At 61.7% G+C, this 22,512-nt stretch carries 28 protein-coding genes; 16 read left to right on the forward strand and 12 right to left on the reverse strand.

Annotated features, from left to right (window positions below):
- Positions 1-168: 168 nt before the first annotated feature.
- Genes ACR3FE_RS09835 through ACR3FE_RS09845 form a run of 3 tightly spaced genes read left to right on the forward strand, consistent with a single transcriptional unit; the run spans position 169 to position 1,736 of the window.
- Entirely contained in the window at positions 169-501 is a 333-nt protein-coding gene (locus ACR3FE_RS09835; protein ID WP_458206936.1) for a DUF8070 family membrane protein, read from the forward strand.
- A gap of 46 nt (positions 502-547) precedes the next feature.
- Complete coding sequence (locus tag ACR3FE_RS09840; protein ID WP_458206937.1) at positions 548-1,189, forward strand: metallophosphoesterase family protein; 642 nt, start codon at positions 548-550, stop codon at positions 1,187-1,189.
- A 49-nt stretch (positions 1,190-1,238) separates the two neighbouring features.
- Positions 1,239-1,736 (forward strand): LabA-like NYN domain-containing protein, encoded by a 498-nt coding sequence (locus ACR3FE_RS09845; RefSeq protein WP_458206938.1) that lies wholly within the window; start codon positions 1,239-1,241, stop codon positions 1,734-1,736.
- On the opposite strand, the gene ACR3FE_RS09850 is transcribed toward ACR3FE_RS09845, so the two are convergent.
- Positions 1,733-1,909: a DUF8178 family membrane protein gene (locus tag ACR3FE_RS09850; protein WP_458206939.1), complete on the reverse strand. Its 177-nt coding sequence runs from the start codon at positions 1,907-1,909 to the stop codon at positions 1,733-1,735. The genes ACR3FE_RS09845 and ACR3FE_RS09850 overlap by 4 nt on opposite strands.
- Positions 1,910-2,050: 141 nt before the next feature.
- Between ACR3FE_RS09850 and ACR3FE_RS09855 the strand changes: the two genes are divergently transcribed.
- From ACR3FE_RS09855 to ACR3FE_RS09870, 4 genes are all read left to right on the forward strand, one after another.
- Complete coding sequence (locus tag ACR3FE_RS09855) at positions 2,051-2,521, forward strand: PUA domain-containing protein (RefSeq protein WP_458206940.1); 471 nt, start codon at positions 2,051-2,053, stop codon at positions 2,519-2,521.
- 45 nt (positions 2,522-2,566) lie between these two features.
- On the forward strand, positions 2,567-2,959 hold the full coding sequence (locus ACR3FE_RS09860; protein WP_458206941.1) for a nascent polypeptide-associated complex protein: 393 nt from the start codon (positions 2,567-2,569) through the stop codon (positions 2,957-2,959).
- Positions 2,956-3,678, forward strand: coding sequence for a methyltransferase domain-containing protein (locus ACR3FE_RS09865; RefSeq protein WP_458206942.1), 723 nt, complete (start codon positions 2,956-2,958; stop codon positions 3,676-3,678). The genes ACR3FE_RS09860 and ACR3FE_RS09865 overlap by 4 nt, the downstream gene beginning before the upstream one ends.
- A 115-nt stretch (positions 3,679-3,793) precedes the next feature.
- On the forward strand, positions 3,794-4,396 hold the full coding sequence (locus tag ACR3FE_RS09870) for a class I SAM-dependent methyltransferase (protein WP_458206943.1): 603 nt from the start codon (positions 3,794-3,796) through the stop codon (positions 4,394-4,396).
- Between the two features lie 504 nt (positions 4,397-4,900).
- Here the strand turns inward: ACR3FE_RS09870 and ACR3FE_RS09875 are convergent.
- Entirely contained in the window at positions 4,901-5,212 is a 312-nt protein-coding gene (locus ACR3FE_RS09875; RefSeq protein WP_458206944.1) for a transcription factor S, read from the reverse strand.
- A 117-nt stretch (positions 5,213-5,329) separates the two neighbouring features.
- Positions 5,330-5,587: a DUF5789 family protein gene (locus ACR3FE_RS09880; protein ID WP_458206945.1), complete on the reverse strand. Its 258-nt coding sequence runs from the start codon at positions 5,585-5,587 to the stop codon at positions 5,330-5,332.
- An 87-nt stretch (positions 5,588-5,674) separates the two neighbouring features.
- Here ACR3FE_RS09880 and ACR3FE_RS09885 point away from each other — a divergent pair, with 87 nt between their 5' ends.
- The gene (locus ACR3FE_RS09885) at positions 5,675-6,925 is read left to right on the forward strand and encodes an MFS transporter (RefSeq protein ID WP_458206946.1); all 1,251 of its coding nucleotides are present in this window, start codon (positions 5,675-5,677) and stop codon (positions 6,923-6,925) included.
- A 44-nt stretch (positions 6,926-6,969) separates the two neighbouring features.
- Here the strand turns inward: ACR3FE_RS09885 and ACR3FE_RS09890 are convergent, their stop codons facing one another.
- Complete coding sequence (locus ACR3FE_RS09890) at positions 6,970-7,746, reverse strand: enoyl-CoA hydratase/isomerase family protein (RefSeq protein ID WP_458206947.1); 777 nt, start codon at positions 7,744-7,746, stop codon at positions 6,970-6,972.
- Positions 7,747-8,482: 736 nt separating this feature from the next.
- Between ACR3FE_RS09890 and ACR3FE_RS09895 the strand changes: the two genes are divergently transcribed.
- A complete protein-coding gene (locus tag ACR3FE_RS09895; protein WP_458207188.1) occupies positions 8,483-8,983 on the forward strand; it encodes a DUF5797 family protein in 501 nt (166 codons plus the stop codon).
- A 32-nt stretch (positions 8,984-9,015) separates the two neighbouring features.
- Here the strand turns inward: ACR3FE_RS09895 and ACR3FE_RS09900 are convergent, their stop codons facing one another.
- Positions 9,016-10,056 carry a DUF5787 family protein gene (locus ACR3FE_RS09900; protein WP_458206948.1) on the reverse strand — a complete coding sequence of 347 codons (1,041 nt, stop codon included), beginning with the start codon at positions 10,054-10,056 and terminating at the stop codon, positions 9,016-9,018.
- A gap of 140 nt (positions 10,057-10,196) precedes the next feature.
- Here ACR3FE_RS09900 and ACR3FE_RS09905 point away from each other — a divergent pair, with 140 nt between their 5' ends.
- Positions 10,197-10,892, forward strand: coding sequence for a DUF7827 domain-containing protein (locus ACR3FE_RS09905; protein ID WP_458206949.1), 696 nt, complete (start codon positions 10,197-10,199; stop codon positions 10,890-10,892).
- Positions 10,893-10,918: 26 nt separating this feature from the next.
- Here the strand turns inward: ACR3FE_RS09905 and ACR3FE_RS09910 are convergent, their stop codons facing one another.
- Entirely contained in the window at positions 10,919-11,347 is a 429-nt protein-coding gene (locus tag ACR3FE_RS09910; protein WP_458206950.1) for a bis(5'-nucleosyl)-tetraphosphatase, read from the reverse strand.
- 194 nt (positions 11,348-11,541) lie between these two features.
- On the opposite strand from ACR3FE_RS09910, the gene ACR3FE_RS09915 reads away from it, so the two are divergent.
- Positions 11,542-11,874, forward strand: coding sequence for a 30S ribosomal protein S10 (locus tag ACR3FE_RS09915; RefSeq protein ID WP_458206951.1), 333 nt, complete (start codon positions 11,542-11,544; stop codon positions 11,872-11,874).
- A gap of 93 nt (positions 11,875-11,967) precedes the next feature.
- Here the strand turns inward: ACR3FE_RS09915 and ACR3FE_RS09920 are convergent, their stop codons facing one another.
- The 3 genes from ACR3FE_RS09920 to ACR3FE_RS09930 form a co-directional block, all read right to left on the reverse strand.
- Entirely contained in the window at positions 11,968-12,444 is a 477-nt protein-coding gene (locus tag ACR3FE_RS09920) for a twin-arginine translocation signal domain-containing protein (RefSeq protein WP_458206952.1), read from the reverse strand.
- Between the two features lie 151 nt (positions 12,445-12,595).
- A complete protein-coding gene (locus tag ACR3FE_RS09925) occupies positions 12,596-12,862 on the reverse strand; it encodes a DUF7513 family protein (protein ID WP_458206953.1) in 267 nt (88 codons plus the stop codon).
- Positions 12,859-14,376, reverse strand: coding sequence for a Na+/H+ antiporter NhaC family protein (locus ACR3FE_RS09930; protein WP_458207189.1), 1,518 nt, complete (start codon positions 14,374-14,376; stop codon positions 12,859-12,861). The genes ACR3FE_RS09925 and ACR3FE_RS09930 overlap by 4 nt, the downstream gene beginning before the upstream one ends.
- Before the next feature lie 338 nt (positions 14,377-14,714).
- Here ACR3FE_RS09930 and ACR3FE_RS09935 point away from each other — a divergent pair, with 338 nt between their 5' ends.
- The 3 genes from ACR3FE_RS09935 to ACR3FE_RS09945 all read left to right on the forward strand — a co-directional run bounded on the left by ACR3FE_RS09935 (position 14,715) and on the right by ACR3FE_RS09945 (position 17,149).
- The gene (locus tag ACR3FE_RS09935; RefSeq protein WP_458206954.1) at positions 14,715-15,998 is read left to right on the forward strand and encodes an amidohydrolase; all 1,284 of its coding nucleotides are present in this window, start codon (positions 14,715-14,717) and stop codon (positions 15,996-15,998) included.
- A 141-nt stretch (positions 15,999-16,139) separates the two neighbouring features.
- On the forward strand, positions 16,140-16,706 hold the full coding sequence (locus ACR3FE_RS09940; RefSeq protein WP_458206955.1) for a plastocyanin/azurin family copper-binding protein: 567 nt from the start codon (positions 16,140-16,142) through the stop codon (positions 16,704-16,706).
- Between the two features lie 125 nt (positions 16,707-16,831).
- Positions 16,832-17,149, forward strand: coding sequence for a HalOD1 output domain-containing protein (locus ACR3FE_RS09945; RefSeq protein ID WP_458206956.1), 318 nt, complete (start codon positions 16,832-16,834; stop codon positions 17,147-17,149).
- A 186-nt stretch (positions 17,150-17,335) separates the two neighbouring features.
- Here ACR3FE_RS09945 and ACR3FE_RS09950 read toward each other — a convergent pair whose 3' ends face one another.
- Positions 17,336-17,530, reverse strand: a complete 195-nt coding sequence (locus ACR3FE_RS09950; RefSeq protein WP_458206957.1) for a hypothetical protein — start codon at positions 17,528-17,530, stop codon at positions 17,336-17,338.
- On the reverse strand, positions 17,530-18,936 hold the full coding sequence (locus tag ACR3FE_RS09955; protein ID WP_458206958.1) for a nicotinate phosphoribosyltransferase: 1,407 nt from the start codon (positions 18,934-18,936) through the stop codon (positions 17,530-17,532). The genes ACR3FE_RS09950 and ACR3FE_RS09955 overlap by 1 nt, the downstream gene beginning before the upstream one ends.
- Positions 18,937-18,971: 35 nt before the next feature.
- Between ACR3FE_RS09955 and ACR3FE_RS09960 the strand changes: the two genes are divergently transcribed.
- Positions 18,972-19,238 (forward strand): hypothetical protein, encoded by a 267-nt coding sequence (locus ACR3FE_RS09960; RefSeq protein ID WP_458206959.1) that lies wholly within the window; start codon positions 18,972-18,974, stop codon positions 19,236-19,238.
- Between the two features lie 174 nt (positions 19,239-19,412).
- On the opposite strand, the gene kdgK1 is transcribed toward ACR3FE_RS09960, so the two are convergent.
- On the reverse strand, positions 19,413-20,366 hold the full coding sequence (gene kdgK1, locus ACR3FE_RS09965) for a bifunctional 2-dehydro-3-deoxygluconokinase/2-dehydro-3-deoxygalactonokinase (protein ID WP_458207190.1): 954 nt from the start codon (positions 20,364-20,366) through the stop codon (positions 19,413-19,415).
- Positions 20,367-20,489: 123 nt separating this feature from the next.
- On the opposite strand from kdgK1, the gene ACR3FE_RS09970 reads away from it, so the two are divergent.
- A complete protein-coding gene (locus tag ACR3FE_RS09970) occupies positions 20,490-22,475 on the forward strand; it encodes a bacterio-opsin activator domain-containing protein (protein ID WP_458206960.1) in 1,986 nt (661 codons plus the stop codon).
- Positions 22,476-22,512: the final 37 nt, after the last annotated feature.

A 22,512-nucleotide genomic window follows, 5' to 3' on the forward strand; every position in this document is an offset into this window, starting at 1 on the left:
TTTCCGACCGTGCTGTGGCTCACTCGCCCGAAATAGTGAGCAGTGAGCGTCACAGCACGTAGCATATTGGACACACCTGTTGCGGAGGGTCTTATGCTTTGCGTCACAGGCGAACCATGTAACACTCTCCGGAGTAGATTCAAATACCTATCATCCATTCATCTATTCATGAACTGGGATCTCATCGCACGGTGCGGCGTGCGCTACACGCTTTTCTACGCCGGGATCGTCGTCGCTCTCGTCTTCTTCGTCACGCAGTCCGAACTCGCGCTCATCGGCGTGTTCGGACTTGGGATGGTCGTCTTACTGCTCGCACTCGGCGGTACCGGAACCGTTCGAATGAGTGCGGCGATGACGAACGCACAGGCACTGGGGTTTCGAACCGGCATCGTCGATGCAACGGACCTGCAAGCGAAGAACCTGGACAGTGACATCAAACTCCTCTTTTTCGGCGTCGGTCTCCTGATATTCGCCGCGGTCACACTCGTCCTCGTCGGATGACTGAAATCCGTCGGTCTTATCACGCTGTCGAAAATATACCATACAGATGCTCGTCCTCGGAGACGCCCACGCTGCCGATCCCGACAACCGGCGCGCGCTCTTTGCGGCCTACCGCGAGGCAGATGCGGACGTCGCGCTGCAACTCGGTGACTTGATGTACTACGATCTGCCGACGCCGACGTGGTTCATCGCGGGAAACAACGAGGACTTCGACGTCATCGCGGCGTTGCGGAACGGGCTGATCTCGAACTCGAACGTCCGCGATGCCCATCTTCTCGCGAGCACCGCCGTCGAACTCGAAGGGCTTCGAGTCGCCGGACTCTCGGGCAACTACGCGCCGACCCAGTACGACCGCCCGCGTGCGAACCTCATCGGCGACCGTCGCCGCCACTTCACTCACGAGGACGTGGAACGAGCGATGGCACTGGAATCTGTCGATGTGCTCTTGACCCACGAAGCGCCACACGGACTGCCGGTTTCCGAGGAGTACGACGTGGGATGCGGATACATCGACGATCTGATCTCGACGCTCGAACCCGACCTCTGTCTCGTCGGCCATCACCATCAACACACGGAGACGACGTTCGGAACGACCAGGGTCGTCAGTCTCGCGCCGACGTGGGAGCGATACTACATACTCGACCCCGATTCCCTCTCGCTTACGTGGTTCGAAACACCAGATAGATGATGAGTACAGAGGAGGAACCTCTTTATGTGAGTACTTATCATACCCACGTATGACGGAGATTCATTCGGATCAGCGCGTCACGGTGTTAGCCGACGCGCAAAACCTCTATCACACCGCCCAAAGTGTCTACAGTCGGAATATCGACTACTCGTCTCTGCTTTCGAAGGCAGTCCAGGATCGTGAATTGACGCGAGCTATCGCCTACGTCATCCAGGCCGACAGCCCCGACGAAGAACGCTTTTTCGATGCACTCACCGATATCGGCTTCGAGACGAAGATCAAGGCGCTGAAGACGTTCGGCGATGGATCGAAGAAGGCCGATTGGGACGTGGGAATGTGTCTCGACGCGATCACGCTCGCGCCGAAGGTGGACACCGTCGTCCTCTGTACCGGAGACGGTGATTTCGCGCGTCTCGCGACGCATCTTCGCCACGAAGGTGTGCGCGTGGAAGTGATGGGATTCGAAGAATCGTCCGCCGAGGAACTCGTCGCCGCCGCCGACTCGTTCATCGACCTCAGCGAACGCTCGGATACGTTCCTTCTTTAGACCGGACGACCGTCTTCTGCGGTTCCGTACATCAGCGCGCCGCCTGCGAGCACCAGCGTGGAGAGACCAGCGAGGGCGTTCGTCGTGAACGATGCACCCATCGTCGTGACACCGACGATCAGGACGGTGCCCACGAGTAATAACGCGATTCCGAACAGTTCTTTCGAGTTCATACCCCTCCTTGCATCTCATAACTAATAAATCGCTCTCAAATCGATAGACTGGAACATGGTACCAAGTGACAATGGTACGTTAACACATATCACTCGGGAGATGTCGAAGGGCTTTCACCGACCCGCTACGAATCCAGTCCAATGACCGACGCCGAGGATTTGCCCGCACTTCGCGTGACCGCCGATTACCAGTTCGGAGCAGGTGCTGGCAACGCACTGTTCCCACCGGACGAAGACCTCGAAATTCGTCGCTCGTCGTCCGGGCGGCCACAGCAGATCCACGCCGATGGGTCGCGGCTCGTCACCTACGCCACCGATGGTCGATTCACGCTCGGGGTGGCAGGTGGCTCCCGACTCGCCGATGCACTCGACTCCCTGGCGGGGCGCGTCGTCGTCGGCGACGAGAGCGAGCCGTTCGTCCGCGACGGCAAGAACGTCTTCGCCAAGTTCGTCACCGAGGTCGACCCCGACGTTCGCGCTGGCGACGAGGTGCTGGTGACACACGGAAACGGCGACCTGCTCGCCGTCGGACGGGCGGAACTCGACGCCGACGCCATCCTGGATTTCGACACCGGGATGGCGGTGAAGGTGCGCGACGGGAGAGACGAGTAGCGCTCGTCCGCCACGCTTATTTTTCCTCGTTCCGACCATTCGCGTATGTTCGGAGGAGGCGGCGGTGGACTCAATCCACGCAAGATGCAACAGATGATGAAGCAAATGGGCATCGAGGTAGACGATATCGATGCCGAAGAAGTGATCATCCGCACGGGCGACGGCGAGGAACTCGTCTTCAGCGACCCCGAGGTCACCCGGATGGACGCCCGCGGTCAGCAGACCTACCAGGTCGTCGGCGATGCAGACACGCGCGAAGCGTCCGGCGGCGCAAGCGAGGCGGCTGACGACGAAGAAAGTACGGAGTCCGCGAGCGAGGTGCCGGACGCGGACGTAGAGATCGTCGCCCAGCGCACGGGCGCGAGCGAAGACGAAGCCCGCGAGGCTCTGGAGGCGACCGATGGCGACCTCGCGGCGGCGGTCGAGCGACTGGAGTGACGGTTCTTCTCGTTCACGGCGACCGAGAGTACCTGCGCGACCCCGGCGAGGAACTGCAGACCGACCTCGGCGTGCTGACGGTTCCAGAAGACGTTCAGCCGGGCGACACCCTGGCCACGCATCTCGGCGAAGAGTTCACGGTTCGCCGACTTCGTGGCCCGGATCTCTTCCACCATTTCGAGCGCACCGGCGCACCGATGCTCCCCCGCGACGTTGGGCTGGTCGTCGGCGAGACGGGTGTCGCTGCAGGTGATCGCGTCCTCGACGCAGGCACCGGAACGGGCGTGTTGGCAGGGTATCTCGGTCGCATCGGTGCCGAAGTCGTCACGTTCGAACGCAAAGCGGAGTTCGCCGAGGTGGCCCGCGAGAACATCGAGATGGCCGACGTGGCCGATACAGTCGAGGTACGAACTGGCGACGTGACCGAGCATCTCGACGACCTCGGCGAGTTCGACGTGCTCACGCTCGACACGCCGGACGCCGCAGCGGTGGTCGCGCACGCACCCGATCTGCTCGCCCAGGGTGGCTCGCTCGGCGTCTACTCCCCGTTCGTGGAGACCACGCGCGACGTCGCGGAGGCCGCACGCGAGGCGAACCTCGACAACGTTCGGACGATGGAGACCATCCAGCGCGAGATGGACTTCGACGAGCGCGGGACGCGCCCGACGACGACGGGCGTCGGGCACACGGGCTATCTGACGTTCGCACGGAAGACGTGACGGTCTGCGTCGATTTTCCGGTTCCGTTCGTCCGATTTTTCGAAGTCGTCGCTTCGGCTGCAATTCCCCCGCCGAGAGGGAACGCTGAACTACCCCCTGTCCCATCTTCCGATCGATGACGCGCTTTCAGAACACCGGACAACCCGACTGGGACTGGTGGGGACAGCTCTGGCCGGAGCCGAGCGACCTCCTCCAGACGCTCGGCGTCGTATCGGGAGAGACGGTCGCGGAGATCGGCTGTGGAAACGGCTACTTCGTCATCCCGGCTGCCGAGCGTGCTGAGGCAGTGTACGCCATCGACATGGACGACGAGTTGCTCGCGGAACTCACGGATATCGCCGAGGAGCGCGACGTCACCGACCAGATCGAGACGATCTGCGGTGACGCACGGAATCTCTCCACGTTGCTTCCCGACACCGTCTCGTTCGCCCTAGTTGCGAACATTCTGCACGGAGTCGCGGAGAAAGAGTCGTTCCTGCGCGAGGTGCGGCGCGGACTCCAACCGGCCGGACGGATCGCGGTCATCAACTGGCACGACCGGCCTCGCACCGAGACGACGCTCGACGGCGAACCTCGGGGACCGCCGACCGACCTGCGGATGTCGCTCGACGAAACGAAAGCCGTGCTCGAAGAGAGCGGGTTTTCGATCGAAGAGACGGTCGACCTCCCGCCGTTCCACTACGCTCTCGTCGCCGAACGAAGTGAGCATTCGGATTGAGCAGTAGGCAGGGCGTCCGACCGCCGGAAATCAGCAGGTGATACAGCCGCCGAAAAACCGGCTCCCTTCTACGACCGCAGCATTTCGAAAGTCACGGTACAGCAGGAGTCGCTAGGACAAAATACCGCAACCGCAGTGCGGTGCGTCGTGCGACGGTCGGCACGACGCACCGCGAGACCCCATTCCTCCCCGCCCGAAGCAGGCTGAGCCGATGGTCGGCTCAGCCTGCTTCGGGGCGCGTCCAGAAAGCGGCTGACTGACCCGTCGTCGTAAATCAGCAGGCCGATCAACCGCCGAAAGTCGTCCGGCGACACAACCGCCAGAGACCAGGTGACTCTCCGGAAAATCTTCGATTTTCCGGGCCGACGAATCCCTCGAAGGAGCGTCGAAGACGCGACTGAGGGGGTGAGGAGTGCTTTTGGTCGAGCTTTCTCCAGGGAGGGAGGCCGAGACGAGCGCCACGCGGCGCTCGTCTCGGCACCCGACCGCAGAAAAAGGTCGGTATTAATGATCGTCTTCGCGCCACTTGTGCTCACATTCGGTGCAGACGAAAAACCGCGTTTCGCTCTCGTCAGCCGACCGAATCTGCTGCATGTACCAGTAGGCTTCGTCGTTGTCGCAGTTCGGACACTGCGCGCTGGTCGTCGGCAGGCCACTGCTCCCGCCGCCGCTCTCGATTATCTCGCTGACTTCCTGGTCTTCGGTAACGACGTACTCACTGGCGTCACCTCTGGGCGTTTCGTTGCCACAGCTTCCGCAGACCCAAAAGCCATCGTTGGCTTTCATCATGGAACCGCACTCGTCACAGAACTCCATCGTTGTCCCCGGATAGCCGACGCGCCCATTTAAACGGCGTGCTTCTCAGTCTTCGCTCCCAGTCTTCGCTCTTCGCCCTCCATCTCCGTTCTCAACCCCCACTTTCGGCTTTCTGTCTCAACCCTCGCCTTCCGACTGGTACGGTTCGCCCACCGCCTCCCGCGGCAGGACGTTGTTGACCTCGACTTCGAGGTCTTCTGCAGACCGGTAGGTCTCCTGTTCGGTCTGCGAGACGAGTTCCCCGAGGTTCTCCTCGCCTTCTGCGAGGACGAGTGTCACGTCGTCCAGTTCCGCCGTCGCCTCGCTACGCGAGACGGGGTAGTCCAGTTGCTGGAGCGTAGACGCTAGATGACTGAATTTGACAGTACGAGCCATGGTACCATGGACGCCGAGTACGGTATTAGCTGTTATCACGACGACCATCACAATCGTCTTGAGCACGTAGTCGGTATTTCGAATCGAATGTTCGGTATCGACAGGCGGGTACTCGCATTAGCGCTGGCGCGGATGGCCGACGCAGTCGGGAACTCTTTTCTCATCGTCGTTCTGCCCGTATATATCGCCAGCGGCGCGGTCACCGGGGAGACGTTCGGCCTCGCGGAGACGATGGTGACCGGTATCGTGCTCTCGCTGTTCGGCTTTCTCAACAGCTTCACCCAGCCGTTCGCGGGGCGCATCTCCGACCGAACCGGCAGGCGAAAGGTGTTCATCCTGTTCGGACTGGCGATCCTGACGGTGACCAATGTCGCCTATGCCTTCGCCGGAAACTACGTCTCGCTGCTGGTCATCCGGGCGCTCCAGGGGATCGGCGTGGCGTTCACGATTCCCTGCACCATCGCGCTGGTCAACGAACTCGCGACGTCCGACACACGGGGCGGGAACATGGGCGTTTTCAACACCTTCCGTCTGCTCGGGTTCGGTCTCGGCCCCATCGCGGCAGGAACGGTCGTGGACGGCGGCCCCTACGACTTCTCTGGGTTCCAGATGACCGGTTTCGATGCCGCCTTCTACTTCGCGGCGGTCGGCGCGTTCGTCAGCTACCTGCTCGTCACCCTGCTGGTGAGCGACCCCGAGAACACCAAAGCCAGTGCTGGCGAGGAGTTCGACCTCTCGATACGCGGAAAACGGGGTGGACTCGACTCCGTATTCACGCTCGGACTGGCGACGCTGTTTCTGGCCGTCAGCATCGCCCTGCTCGCGACCATCGAGCCGATGATAAACGACCGACTCGACCAGGGGAAGACGTGGTTCGGCCTCCAGTTCGCCGCGTTCGTCCTCGTGCAGGTCGTCCTCCAGACCCCGGTTGGGCGGGCGAGCGACCGCTTCGGACGCCGCCCGTTCATCGTCGCCGGACTCGTCGTGCTCGTTCCCTCGACACTGGTACAGGGGTTCGTCGACACTTCGATGCAGATGCTCGCCGCCCGACTCGTGCAGGGGGTCTCGGGTGCGCTGGTGTTCGCCCCCGCGCTCGCACTCGCGGGCGACCTCGCGCGTGAGGGCCAGTCGGGCACGCAACTCTCCATCCTGACGATGTCGTTCGGACTGGGCACCGCCATCGGTCCGCTCGCCTCTGGCTATCTCGTCCAGTTCGGATTCGCGGTTCCGTTCGAGGTCGGCGCGGTGCTGGCAGCATTCGCGGCAGTCCTCGTCTACACACAGGTCGAAGAGACGGTGTCGCCGGGAGCGGATGTGCGCCCGACGCCGCAGGATTAGCGGGCGATCCAACGGTTCGAACTCGGCTCTGTAGCCGGTTTCGATCACTCGAACTCTGCGTCGCGGTCGTCCAAGAACGCGGCCATCCCCTCGCGCTGGTCGTGCGTGCCGAACAGCGAACTCCAGAGGCGGCGTTCGTAGGTCAGCCCCGACGACTGCGTACTCTCGTGAACCTGATTCAGTGCTTCCTTGGCGGCCTGGAGTGCGAACGCCGGGCGCTCCGCGAGGTCGCCTGCCATCTCCGCGACGTGATTCGCGATCTGATCGTGGGCGACGACTTCGCCGACCAGCCCCATCTCGTGGGCGTCCTGCGCGTCGACTCGCTCGCCGAAGAAGACGAGGCGGCGCGCGAGTTCGTCGCCGACGATGCGTGAGAGACGCTGTGTGCCACCCCAGCCAGGGATGATGCCGAGGTCGATCTCCGTCTGGCCGAGGACGGCGTTCTCGCTCGCCACTCGCAGATCGCAGGCCAGCGCGAGTTCACAGCCGCCGCCGAAGGCGTAGCCGTTGATGGCCGCGATGACGGGGGCGGGGAACGCTTCCAGCGCGTCGGCGACCTCGTGGCCCAACTCCGCGTACTCCTGTGCTTCGGTGGTCGAGAGGTCTTGCATGTGGCTGATGTCGGCACCCGCGATGAACGCCTTCTCGCCCGCACCTGTGAGCACGAGCGCGCGAGCACCCTCTTCCTCGGCTTCGGCGATGGCCTCCCGGAGCGCGTGGAGCGTCTCCACGTTCAGCGCGTTGAGTCGGTCGGGTCGGTCGACCGTGAGCGTCGCTACGTCGTCGTCGAATTCGAGTCGTACGGTGTTCCAGTCTGACATAGCTGAGGTGTCTCTCGGTGGTCGGTTAATCATTACGACAATGGAGTTGACGGCGAGACCGCTGTGGGGTGTGAAAGCAGACGGGAGATGGAATTGTCATGATTGTTGGCTCTTGAGCATAGTGAACCGTTGGGAAAGGAGTTGAGACCTCCATGTCGCTAGCTGCTGCTTGAGCAAAGCCACACCCTCATTCAGTCACTTGCTCGCAGGTGCGGAGCACCTGCTCCCGCCGTTCCCTCACTCGCCCGTTGCCACCAGGCCGCAGGTCGGGCGGCCACGGCCGCCCGGCCAAGCCCAATCCGGCCAGCCGCTTTCGGCGGTTGGTAGTCTTCCGATTCCTGTGGAAAAGCCGACCAGCCGACCCGCGGTAGCAGGCCGACCGGGTGCCTGCGGGCCTGGCGGCAACGGGCGAACGAAGGAGCGACGGAGCAGACGTGATGCGTCTGCGAGGGAGCGACTGAGTGAGGACGTGACTAGGCCCTAGCGGCCGCTAGCGGCACGGCGGTTTTGACTGCACTCTCGAGGGTTCTTCATAGTCGAACAACAGTAGCCACAGCAGTTTCCACCTATTCCCAATACAAATCAGAGCTGGCAGTACAAATCAGTTCATTTCAGTACAAACCAATCACAAGCGGTGCTCAACCATCGAACCGACCATCTCTCGAACATCCCATCCCAGCCGTCACCCACGTCGCTCCGGAACTGGCAAATATCACCCCGCCATACCCATCGGACGATGACGCTGTCCGAGGAGGCCCGTGAGCGACTCGCCGATCTGGTCGAGCTACAACCGACCAAGAACAGCGAACTGCAAGACAGATGGGGGTTAGAGAGCGGGAGCGAAGTCCACCAGTATCTCGAAGACGAACTGAAGGAGTACTACTACCGCGACGAGAACAGCTATATCTGCGCGACGACGGAGGCCAACGAACTGGTGGACGTTGAACCGGGCATGGTCGCCGACGAGGATGGGGACGTGCCGAGCGTCGTCCGGGTGCCGAAACTCCAGCGACAGGTGTTCGACGTGCTCGCGGGGGTGGACGACCGCTCCGAGAGCGTCGTCTCCGTCCTCAACAAACTCCGTGACGAGTTCGACATCGACCCCGACGTCGACGACGTGCGCTCCGCACTCCAGAGTCTGAAACGCAAGGGTGTCGTGGAGGTCGTCTACCGCACCGTCCCGACGTTCAAACTCGCCGCATCGCGCGACGATATCTCCGTCGAAGAATCCGGTTGAGTCGGTCGATCCTTTACCGGCTCGAAGTCGGATTATCCCGGTCGATTCCGCTCCCGTCGCGATTCGAGCAGTCGTTGGATCGCTTTGCCGGGGCCACCCTCGATGGGCCAGCCCATCTGCCGCCACGCTGGCGGTTCGGGTTCGAACTGCGAGCACCGACCCGAACACTCCCCCGCCGTCTGGTGGCAGTCTTTCGCCGCACAGTAGGGCAGCATCGTCTCGTTTTCGTGCCGGAGTTCGAAGTACCGACAGTCCGGTCGCATCGTTCGGGTGTACGAACGCCAGCCGCGCTCGTAGGCACGCTCTGCGATTTCGAGGCGCTTCTCGCGTTTCGTCTCGGGCGAGACGTACTCGAACCGCGCCGCCGACTGGTCGTACTTTCCGCCCTTCGGTCGCTCCAGAATCCGCGTCCCCGGCGCGTTCACGTCGAGCGTTCGAGGGAACCACACCACTGTCGCATCGTCTCCGCCTTCGGCGTCGTTTCTACCGACGGTCAGGATACCGGCCTCGACCGGCATGGATTCGAGCAGTGCGGGTTCGACCCGGTCGCCCGTCGAGCGCGTGGCGACCCACACCTCGTCGGCCAGTGCGAGCGCAACGTCTCGTTCCAACTGTGGACGCAGGTCGCGGGCGGCGCTGGCATCCAGGTCGGGTTTGTTCTCGATGGCGACGATGCGCCGAACCCAGTCTGGATACTCGTACCGCTGGCGAATCTCCAGTCGTCGTCCACGTTTTCGAACGTCCAGAATCCCCCGGTCGTCCGCCTGATGGATCGTCTCACGGACGTATCGCCACGGATAGCCGGGGTCAGGCAGCGCGTCTTGATACCACGCCCACTCGTCCGGCGCGTTGCGCACCACGTGCAGCAGGTCGCTATCCAATCGACGGCGGCCGAACTGCGCGCGTCGGGCGAGCGCGTCTGCGTCCACCTCCACGACGACCGTATCCCACCGCCTGCGCTTGACACCGAGCTGTCTGGCGACGATGACGTGGCGCTCGCGGCCCTCGGGCGGCCAGTATCGCTCGGCCCAGCGGCAGATACGCAGTTCGAAGGTGAACTCCGGTTCGGCCATATCTCTCCCTTATCCCCAGTACTGGTAAGCGATTCGACTACCAAAATAGCAGAAAACATTTATTTATGAACGTGAATATTCCTGTACGCTCGTCAGTAGACGGGTGAACGCGGTTCTACCGCTCTGAAATCCGGATAGTTATGAACGTACGACAAGCCCTGACCTCCGTGGTGGTCGTTTCACTGCTCGCTGGAACTGCAATCGCAGGCTCCGCCGGAAGTGCGACGCACACCACACAGAACCCTGCTGTACAGTCCCCTCTGCTCTATCAACAGGCAGATGGCAACGGCACAGTTACCCTCAATCGCTCCATCTACGAGGTGCAACACGGTGAGACTGCCGTGATGAACCTGAGTCTCACCGATCTCGACGGCATCACGTTCCAGGTCGGCGGTGGCCAGGCGGACTACAAACTGAACGCCACCGTCACCGACGGGAACGGCGACGGACAGATTGTCTTGCTGTTCGATACCTCGAAGGCCGGAAGCGGTGACGGCGCGGCACTGACGACGAAAGCGGATGCCGATAACCTCACCGTCAAGAACGAAACGAAGGTAGACAGCTTCGAGCCGAATATGTACGGTCTCACCGTCTACGCCGGAACCAGTGAGAACGTGTCCACTGTCGCACTCGGCGGTCTCGACGTCCAGGGAGACGAGACGACCGGTGGCACGACGACGACAACGACCACGTCGGATGACGACTCCTCGGACGAAACGACGACCACGACCACCGGGACGACCGAGTCCACGGAAAGTGACGGCCAACCCGGCTTCGGTGTCGGCGTCGCTATCGCTGCCCTCGCGGGAGTCGCATTGCTGGCGCGTCGACGATAACGACCGACCGATCTTTTTTCGATCCCCTACGTGTCGTCGTAATCGTCGAGGAACTCGTGTGCGTCACGGAGGATGTCTCGGGGACCATCCTGCGTGATGGTGTTGATGGCCTGTTCGTAATCACGCCACTGCAAGTCGCGGTGTTCGTTCGAGAGCTCCGCGCTCGCCTCGTAGGATTTCGCGATGAACAGATGCACCGTCTTGTGGATCGTCTTTCCGTTCGCCTCGAAGACGTAGCTGTAATCGTCGCGGAAGCCGTCGAGGAGGCGGAAATCGTCGATTCCGGCCTCCTCTTTCACCTCCCGGATTGCCGTTTGCTGTAGCTCTTCGTCGCCCTCCACGCCGCCTTTGGGGAACTCCCAGTCGCCCGGACGGCTTTTAAGGAGGAGGTATTCCCTGCGACCGCGGGTATCCCGGAAGAGGATCGCACCCGCGCTCGTAGCTTGGACTGCCATTGCGCTCACCTATGAGGTTCGCCATTAAAGGAATGTCGGACCCGCACGGTCGTTCTCTGACGTATGCCGGGATTTCGATTGCATTTCCGTACACATCTATTTATTGATATTAATAAATGGTGGAAATATACCGTCCCTAAATCAGAAGCAGACATTTTACGTAGTGGGACGGAATACAGCCTACAGAGCCAGCCATGACCTTCATCACGAAAATACTACTCCAAAGCGGCAACCGACCCGTCCTCGACAAGGTCGCGTCGGAGATCCGCTCGATGGTCGAACGAAAAGGAGCCGAGATGCGAGGGCCACACTCCGACCCACCGGAACAGCATCGGGTTCCACAGTACAAGACGCTCTCCGGAGACGAGGGCCAGCAGTTCAGAAGTTGGGAGTACACGGTCTACACGCGGAAGATGGAGATCATCGGACACAACGAAGTTGCTCGCCGTATCGCCGACATGGAGTTCCCACCAGGCATTCGCGTCGAGATCGAACTCGACCAGGTGCAGGGCATGCGAAAAGCGTGACTCTCTCGTCTTCTACACGTCTGTTTCGATTCACTCTATTTCGAATCTCCTGATTCTACTGTGGAGTCTCCGAAAAAATGAGACGTCGGAAGATCAGCCGCCGCCACCGCCACCGACGCGGCTAACGGTCGTATTCAACAGGTTGAGTCTTCCATTGAAGACGTTTGCATCCTGCGAGAACCGATAGCGAGTACCCTCCTGGAGCGTCCCCGTGGTGAACACGTAGCTCGCACCGATGACGTTCTGATTACCGATACTGTATCTCATCGCGTAGCCGTTGTAGTCGTCCGGTTGTGAGATCTCCGGAACGTTGTTACCGTTCGGCAGCCGAAGCAGTTGAACCGTGATAGATTGCGGGAGTTGGGAGACGATTCGGAATGGCGTTCGTGCGATGAAATCGTCGGTGTAAACCAGCACGTCGTCTCTCTGCTGCGCAGCGGTCGTCCCTGCCCCGGCGAGTCCGAGTCCAACTGCGCTAGCCGTGAGCGCACCTTTCTTCATGAAATCTCTCCGCGAGTCGTCTGCTTTCGTGTCTGTTCGTTCTCTCGTGTCGTTCGTTTCGTTCTTCATCGAGTGGCACCCCCCACAGGTGCTACATGAGAGACTATGGATTCTACCGCCATAAATGTAACCTAAACTGAATGTTACTAGGTGACCTCTCCGTAACTAGCTCGAGTCACGACATCGACGCCGGAAAAATGATTCGCCGTTCGAAATCAGGCTAGACCGACTCTCCGTCGATCATCTCGACGAACGTCGCTCGTCCCGTGTGGTCGTTCGAGTCGAACTCCTCTACGCGAAGTCGGACACGAGAGTCCACTGCCTGTGCAGGTGCGCCATCAACGTCGAGAATCGTGTCGCCGATACGAGCCTCGGCAGAACCGTTTCGATATCCGGTGACGTACACGTCTATCTCCTCACCCATGTCGAACTCGGGTTTGTTCGTACGGAACGACCAGCCTTTGGTGTACTTCTCCAGGAGACTCATACTCGCGCCACCTCCTCGGCACGGCGGTCGGAGACGTACTCCAGCCCGAACCCGGTCAACGCGGAGACGAGGAACACTCCGAACAGAACCCAGCCGTGGAAGACGAACGGCCAGACCTCGGCGGGGTTGACGAGCATCGACCGGGTGAACCAGTCGAACTGATTCACGAGGCCGAGCATCGTCGCGTAGCCCACCAACACGCCACCACCCCACGGGAAGATGTACCCCATCGCGGAGGTGTTCGCGTCGAGGATGTTCGCGCGGCGGTAGCCGTTGATGTTGAACTTCTGCCCGATACGGGCGATGTACGGTGCGATGGCGATCTCGGCGGCGGTGTTGATGGTGATCATCGCGTTGACGCCCGCCGTACCGAGCACCATCGTCGTCTCTGCCCGACGAACGCTGGTTGCGACGCTTCTCAACAGCCAGTTCTGGAGCGCCTCGAAGCCACCGCCTCGGATCATTATCTGTGCGCCTGCCACGATGAGCAGGGTCAGGACGATGAGCGCGAAGAAGCCTTCCGCTCCGGCGTACAGACTGCCACCGACGGTGCCAGCGTTCTCCGCATTCGCCTCGACGACCTGTACCATCGGTAAGAAACCCAGTTCCTGCGCGAACGGCCCGTTTTTCGGCGCGTAGAAGACCAGCAACTTCCCGATCGATGCCAGTCCGAGGGTGACGTTGACGACGACTGCGAAGATGAGTCCCCACGAGATGGCTTCGACGATGTGTCGCCCCGAGATCGCCGTCACGATGACGATGAGCATCGACACGAGATGAACGAGACCGACGGGGGTGCCCTGCAGGACGTTCTCACCCGAGACGGGGGTGCCCTGCATCATCGACCCCGCGACGACGTACCCTGCCAACGCCAGGATCGCCGCAGTGAGTGCGTACTTGAACCGTGAGGCGACGACACCGCCGATATCGGAGTCCTGGGTCACCGCACTCACGATGGTCGTGTCGCTGACTGGTGCGAGATTGTCGCCGAATACCGCTCCCGAGAGGATGGCTCCGAACATCAGGACGGGACTTGCGCCGACGACCACCCCTGCCGGGAAGAACAGGCCGGTGAACGCGATGGTCGTCCCGTAGCCGGTACCGATACCCGTCGCCAGCAGTGCGGCGAGGATGAACGTGGCCGCCGGGAACAACGCGGCACCGACGCTCAGCGCGTCGGCAGCCCAGACGAGTCCCTGTACGAAACCGCCGTCCTGGAGCACCTGCGCGAACATCCCCGCCCAGAGCCAGGCGACGATCGCTGTCGCGGCCACGCGCTGGGTCATCCCTTCGAAGATGGTGTTCGCGTAGGTCTTCCAGTTCCCTTTAGCGAAGAGCATCCCGACGATGAGCGAGACGAGCATCCCGATGACGAGACCCGTCGTGTCTCCGATACCGAGGAATCCGCTCTGGAAGATCGCCCAGATGATGAACAGCCCGATCGGGAGGGTGCTCATCCACTTCCCGCCGTAGAACTCGATCTTCGGCTCACTTCGCGCCTGTTCGGCTTCCATCAGTTCTTCTTCTACCGATTCGTCTCGACTGTCATCTGACGTACCCATCTAATGCACCTCTAACAGACTATGCCATGTCGACCGGGGGTTATAAATTACAATCCGTGACAGATGATACGTCGAAAATCTGAACAAGAACGGCCGTAGAAACGTAGAAATTCCAAGACTTTTTATATGGTGGCGAAATCATTCCGAGCCGAATCGTAGTCGAGCCCCGGTGAGTGAGAACACGCCGTCAGACAAGAGCCAAGACGAACAACACCTCCAGACGGTCGCCAAATCGTGCAACGCCTGCCCGCTCTAGATAATTTAAGGGTGCGCTCTTCGTTCACCTCGATATGAGCCAACAGACTCGGCGAGACCGACTGGTCGAACTCCGTCGAGAACTCCACCGCCACCCGGAACCTGCGTGGCGCGAGTTCTGGACGACCTGCCGAATCGTAGACGAACTCGAAACCATCGGCGTAGACGAACTCTACATCGGTCCGGAGGTGCTCGACGAAGACGAACGCATGGCCGTTCCCGACGACGCGGAACTCGGACGCTGGTACGAACAGGCGCGACAGGAAGGGGCGCGCGAAGACATCCTCGAACAGCTCGAAGGCGGCTACACGGGAGCACTCGCCGTTCTCGAACGCGGCGAAGGGCCGACCGTCGCCCTGCGGGTGGACATCGACGGACTGCTCCGCGAAGAGTCGACGGACGACGACCACGTTCCTGCCGAGAGGGGCTTTCGCTCCGAGCACGCGGGTGCGATGCACGCCTGCGGCCACGACGCTCACGCGACCATCGGACTCGGCGTCATCGAAGCCATCAAAGACAGCGACTTCGAGGGAACGCTGAAGGTGCTCTTCCAACCCGGCGAGGAGATGGTCGCTGGCGGGAAGCCGATGGCCAAAAGCGGCCATCTGGACGACGTGGACTACCTGCTTGCGGTTCACATCGGTCTCGACCACCCGACCGGCGAGGTCATCGCGGGGATCGACGGCTTCCTCGCGGTGAGTCACTTCAAAGCGGAGTTCGAAGGCGTTCCGGCCCACGCGGGCGGCAGGCCGGAGGAGGGCGAGAACGCGATCCAGGCGATGGCGACCGCCATCCAGAACCTCTACGCCATCCCACGCAACAGCGACGGCCCGACGCGCGTGAACGCCGGACTGGTCGGCGGCGGGACGGCCACGAACATCATCCCGGAACACGCCTTCATCGAGGGCGAGGTACGCGGCGAGACGACAGAACTCAAAGATTACATGCGAGAGCGCGCCGAGCGCGTCCTCGAAAACGCGGCGGAGATGCACGGCTGTACTGTCGAGTTGAGCACGGAAGGTGAAGCCCCGAGCGCCGAGAGCGACGACGAACTGGTCGGGGTCATCCACGGCGTCGCAACCGAAACGCGCGGCGTTGACAGTCCCATCCGCCGTGACACGCTTGGGGGAAGCGAGGACGCGACGTATCTCATGCAGGAGGTACAACAGAACGGCGGCCTCGCGGCCTACGTCGGCGTCGGCACCGACCACCCCGGCGGCCACCACACCGCGACGTTCGACGTGGACGAGGACAGCCTTCCCGTCGCAGTCGATCTGCTCTCCGATTCGATCCGGGAGATTGCTAGCCGCCAGCCCTGAAAACTCTAATTCGGGCCGTCGGTGTCCGACGTTCGAAGCTGACGACTACCTGATCGAAGCACTTCCGCAGTCGTACCGCTCTCACCAGACCCAACCCGCGCAGGCGAAAAACGCTTTTTCGAGAACGTCGATGGTCTGTCCATGGGGGGAACGACCACACGGCGAGGGTTCCTTCGCGGAATCGCGGGGGGTGCTGCTGCCGGTTCCGTCGCCAGCGAAGCGGTCGCACAGGGCCAACAGACCATCGACATGACCGACGATCTCGTGTTCGACCCGGATTCGGTGACCGTCGCGCCGGGGACGACCGTGGTCTGGCAGAACGTCGGCAGCATCGGCCACTCGGTGACGGCGTACCAGGACCAGATTCCGGGAGAGGCAGAGTACTTCGCCAGCGGCGATTTCGACAGCGAGGAGGCCGCTCGGCAGGCGTACCCGGAAGGCGATATCGGCGGCGGCGGGCAGTACCAGCACACGTTCGAGGTGGAAGGTACCTACGAGTACTTCTGTATCCCACACGAGAGCGCGGGGATGCTCGGAACCATCGAAGTCGGCGAAGGCGGTGGAACGACCCCCGGTGGTGGTGGAGCGCTACCGTCGGTACCGAACAGTGCGAGAACGCTGGGAGTTGCGACCGTCTCGGCACTCCTGTCGGTGCTAGCGCTGGCGTACTTCTTCCTCAAATACGGCGGTGATTACGGACTCGACTGAAACCGATACGGGGAATGTTATGAATTCCCAACTGTTTCAACGATATACGGTAATTTTTATAAACACCCGTCGCAATGCTCTGCACAGACCGACGCAGAATCGCGTAATAACGAGGTTCAACAGTTATGAACGGGAATTTCAACGAGACAGACGACGGTAGCGTTATCGCAAGCACGAATCAACAGAGCCAGCACACCAGCTATGCGGAGGACACTCCGCTCAGTACAGCGGTGGTCATAGCACTCGCGGAGATGGCTGGAGACGACCCCGCCGAGATGGGTGTGCCGCTCTACGATGTCATCGACCCGGATGCGCTCGACTCCCTCTTTAGCGACAAACACGATGGGACGCCCCGGATGGGTGGCAAAGTCGTGTTCACCATTCTAGACTACGAGGTAACCGTCCACAGTTACGGTGAGATCAACATCCGAGAACAGCACTGAGCGATCCGTCTCGGGAACGATCAAGTTTCTTCTGGAGTCGTGACGTTCCGACATCTGCTGAGCCGTCCCAGATGTACTGGAACGTACTGAAATATACTGAAATGTACTGGCCGGGGTGATCACGTCACCGACCGTCACGACCAAACCGGACTTCACAGCCCCACCGAAGTCACAGCCCACCATACCTCACAGAAGCGGTTCGTCTCCGAAATACGCGAGAAACGACTGCACCAACACGGTGAGCACACCGCCGAACGCGAGCAAAGTGATGGTCGTTTCTAGCTGCACCGGAAACAGGCCGAAGAGGTCGAGCACCAGCGCGGCGACGGCCAGCGTGAACAGCCAGATAGCGACACCAGCAAGCGATTCTGTGAGTCCCATCAGTCGTGGCCCGAGCGTCGTTCGAGGTCGGCCTGCACGTCGTTCGTCACCTCACGGAGCCCGTCGCTTATCTCGACCGAGTACTCCGCAGGGTCGCGGAGGTCACGGCAGCCGAGGGGGAGGTTTCGGCGTCGTTCGCGTGCCCGGTCGGCGATCGCGTCGAGGCCGGGCGGATCGTACACCAACTGGCCGTCCTCGATGACGGTGACGAGTTGTTCCTCGCCGGGTGCGTCTTCGTCACGCAGTGCGAGCACGTCCTTCGAGTAGCTCCCTTCGCCTTCCTCGTCTCCGTTCTTGATGTCTTCTTCCTCCCGCTCGACTCGCCGCACACTCTTCTCGCTGGGGTAGGTGACCTTCCCCGAGGAGAGTTTCATGCTCGGACGCATCTCGCCCTCGCGTTCGACCGCAGTGAGTTTGTAGACGAGGTCGAGCGATGGGGCGTCTTTACTCGTCGTCAACGCCGTTCCGGGGCCGAATCCGGATGCGATACCGCCATCGCGGAGGAAATCGGCGATCTTGTACTCGTCCATACCGGACGAGACGAAGATGGGTGCGTCGCCGACGATGTCCGCGACCTCTTTCGAAAGTGAGACGAGGTCGCCCGAATCGAGGCGCACCCCGACTTCGGCGTCGTGCTCACGGGCGACCTCCATCGCCTTCTTCGCTCCCTCGACGGTGTCGTAGGTGTCCACGAGCAAGACCGAATCGTCGCCGTACTGCTCGACGAATACGTCGAACGATTCGCGCTCGGTCTCGAAGCTCTGTACCCACGAGTGCGCCATCGTACCGTAGACGGGGAGATCGAAGGCTTCGCCCGCCGAGACGAGCGAGGTGCCGTCGAAGCCACCGACAACGGCGGCGCGTGCGGCTTTCATCCCGGCGTCGGTGCCGTGCGCGCGGCGCGAGCCGAAATCGACCAGCGATTGGTCGTCGCCGTAGCGTTCGACCGCCTCCCGCATCCGGGCGGCTTTCGTCGCTACGAGGCTCTGGAAGCCGACCTGATTCAACAGGATGGTCTCGAACAACTGTGCTTCGAAGATCGGCGCGGTCACCTCTAAAATCGGTTCGTTCGGGAAGACCGGCGTCCCCTCGGGGAGTGCCCGCACGTCGCCCGTGAACTCGAGCTCCGCGAGGCGATCGAGGAAATCCGCTTCGAAGCCCCTCTCACGGAGGTACGACAGCGCCCGGTCGCTGAACGACAGCGTCTGGATCGACGCGATCGCCTGCTCCAATCCCGCCGCGAGGACGTAGCCCCTGTCCGGCGGCAGCTTGCGAAAGAAGAGGCTGAACGTCGCCAGTGGGTCGTGTTCCATCTCGTGATAGCCCTGTAACATCGTCAGTTCGTAGAGATCGGTGAACAATCCCAGATTCTCGGGCGTGACGTACCCGAACTCGGCCCCCCTCATGGTCGGTTCGTGACGATGGGGAGCCAGTAATAGCTATGGGCGGTGTGAGCGGTGGGTGGCGTGAGTTAAGAGTGGACGAGAGGGGTAGGGAAAGCGACGAGTGGTGTGAAAGCGGTAGCGCGATCGACGGGCAGCGTGAGGCGTTTATTCACAGGGAACGTAGTGAGGGTGTGAACTTCGACGCCCTGAAACCCGACTTCCTCACGCCGAACTGGAAGTGCAGCGCCTGCGGGAAGACGTACTGGCGCAACCGCCGCCAGTGCAGTCGATGTCAGAACACCGTCTTCGACCGAGTGCGATAGTCGAGACGAGAGCGAAAAACGGGCAAAGACCGAGTACGACCGCAGAAACGAGATCGGATTTTCGCCGACCGAGTAGCGGTGGCGGTGGAATTTTGACGCTGGCGTGAACGCGCTACCGAACACGCTCGTCCGCCACGACGAGCTACCGCAGTAGCGGTGTGGTTGAAACCCTTACTAGCGCGAGATATCGTCTCTTTCGGCGTCGATGACGCCCTCGACTTCCGCCCGCGTCACGACCGCCACGTCGCCGGGGATCGTTCGCTTGAGCGCGGCGGTCGCCGCACCGTATTCGAGGGCGGTCTGGATGTCCTCGCCGTCGAGTCGGCAGGCGAGAAACGCCCCGACGAAGGCGTCGCCGGTTCCGATCGGATCGACCGTCTCGGTGTCGAACGCCGACTGCGTCGTGACCTCTCCGTCGTGGAGGGCCAGTGCACCTGCCGAACCGCGAGTGACGATCACCGTGTCGAAGTCCCAATCGGCCGCGAGTCCGGTGGCGATTTCCTCGGCATCGCCCGCCCGGTCGAGCACCTCGCGGGCGTCGCGCTCCGCCGTCACGAGGACGTCGATGGTCGGAAAGAGGTCGGTCATGGTGGCGCGCGCCTCGGCGGGAGACCAGAGCTTCGACCGGTAGTTCATGTCGAAGGCGGTCGTCGTCCCTGCGTCCTGTGCCTCGGCGAGCACCTCGCTGACGGTCGATTCCAGCGTGGACGAGAGGGCTGGCGTGATGCCACTGGTGTAGAAGGTACGTGCGTTACGGATGGACTCCAGCGGCAGGTCGGTGGGGAGGGTCGTCGTCACTGCGGCGTCGGACCGGTCGTAGATGACGTTCGTCCCACGAGGGTCGCTCCCGTGTTCGAGGTAGTAGGTACCCTGTCGCCCGTCGTCGCTCCACGCGACATCGGTGTCGATGCCGTACTGCCGAAGGCCAGCGATCACCCGCCGACCGAGTGGTGAATCGGGGAGTTTCGAGGCCCATAGTGCATCTGCGCCGAGTCGGTGGGCGGCGACAGCGACGTTGCTCTCCGCGCCCGCGGCTCGGAGTTCGAGGGTCGCCGTGCTCTCGATTCGCTCGCGGTCGGGTGGGGAGAGACGCAACATCGTCTCGCCGAACGTCACGAGGTCGGTCATAGGGACGAGATAGACCGCGAGAATCATAGTTCGCCCGGTCTCCTGATTCCAGCCCGCATGGAATCTTCCACTGCCGAAAACTATATTGTTCGTTAATTAACTATATGAGCCACTGGTCACCGCATGGAAAATCAGAAAGGGGGGAACTCTGTCGATCCCTGGGAGGGGATGTTCGAAGAAGATCTCTACGATACGCTTCCTGATCTGTTCTACGTCATCGACCGCGAGTGGCAATCACGTCGCTGGAACGACCAGTTGCTGAAGCAGACGGGGTACACGGACGAGGAGATCGCGGAGCTACATCCCCTGAAATTCATCCCCGAAGAAGAGCGCGAAACGATGGTTCGACACGTTCGGGCAGTGTTCGAACACGGTGAGACGCGAACCTACGAATCGTCGCTTCTCACCAAAGACGGCGAGCGCATCCCCTACGAGTTCAACGGGTCGCCCGTCACCGACGAGTCGGGAACCGTCGTCGGACTCGCGGGGACGGGGCGAAACATCTCCGAACGGAAAAAGCGGGAGCGCGAACTCCAGCAGTACGAAACCCTGTTCGAGACCATCGACGATGGCGTGTACGTCATCGATTCCGACCTCCGCTTCGCCGCCGTCAATGAGGCGTTCGCAACGATGACCGGATACGACCGCGACCAACTGATCGGTTCGCACGTTTCGCTCGTCACGACCGAAGACGGATTCGGCCGGGCCAGCGAACTGGCGATCGAGATAGCGGACGGGAAACGAGACGTGGCGGTGCTCGAATCCGAAGTCGTCAGGCACGACGAGACGGTGTTGCCCACCGAGACTCGGTTCACCGTCCTTCCCGACGATACGACGTCGTTCGTCGGCGTCGTCCGCGACGTGAGCGACCGCCGCGAGCGCGAGCGCGAACTTCGCCAGCAACGCGACGAACTGGAGACGCTGAACCGCATCAACGCCCTCATCCGCGAACTCCTCCGGGCGCTCGCATCTACGGCAACACGCGACGAAGTCGAACGAACCGTCTGTGCCCACCTGGCAGACTCCGACCTGTACCGATCCGCGTCGATCGGTGAACGAGATCGAGAGACGGGTGGAATCGCACGCAGGACACACGCAGGGACGGACGACGGGATCTGGAAACTCATCGAAAGAGGAACCGAAGAGAACGACTGGGATCGCCCTGCAAGTGATGTGCTTCGAACCGGGACGCTGGATGTCGTCGCGAACATCAGTACCGACTCTCGATACCCCGAGTCGGTGCGGGATGCTCTCTCTGCAACCACCGTCCAGTCCCGAATCGCGGTGCCACTCTCGTACGGGCAGACGACCTACGGCGTGCTGGTGGTCTACGCGACGCGGCCGGATGCGTTCACCGAGCGCGAGGCCGCCGGGTTCGAAGCCCTCGGCGAACTCGTCGGCTTCGCCATCAACGCCACCGAGAGCAAGAAACTCCTGACGACCGACGCGGTCGTCGAACTGGAGTTCCACGTGACCGACGACGACGCCGTGATGGTCGACCTCTCACGTCGAACCGACTGCCGCCTCGTACTCGACGGGACGGTTCCGACGTCCGACGGTCGGTATCTCTACTACGTTCGCGTCGAGGGGACGCAACCGAAGCAGGTCGCGGAGAGCGCACGCACGCTTTCGACGGTGTACGACGCACAGGTCATCTCCACGCACAACGAAGGTGGGTTGCTCCTCCTGACCGTCTCGTCGTCACTCGTCGAACTGTTCGTCGAGGCGGGTGCGAAGGTTCTGACGGCGCAGGCACAGGATGGGGTGGAACACGTCGTCGTGGAGGTTGCACAGGATACCGATATCCGAACGCTGGTCGGGTCGATACAGTCTTCGTACCACGGCATCGAACTCGTCGCCAAGCGAGACGCCGGGCGAACCGACGACACGGAGACCGAGTTTCAGGACGTGCTCGCAACAGACCTCACGAACCGCCAGCAAGCCGCGTTTCGCGCGGCCTATCTCGCGGGGTACTACGATTGGCCGCGCGACAGCACGGCGGAAGAGGTCGCCGACACTATGGGAATCGCGCCTGCCACCCTCCACCAGCATCTGCGGAAAGCGGAAGGCAAGCTGGCATCGGCGTTTTTCGACGACGTGACGAGTTGACGACGGTGGACTGCTTCTCGTCCCTTCGATAGCAATC

The sequence above is a fragment of the Haladaptatus rarus genome, assembly GCF_054177585.1.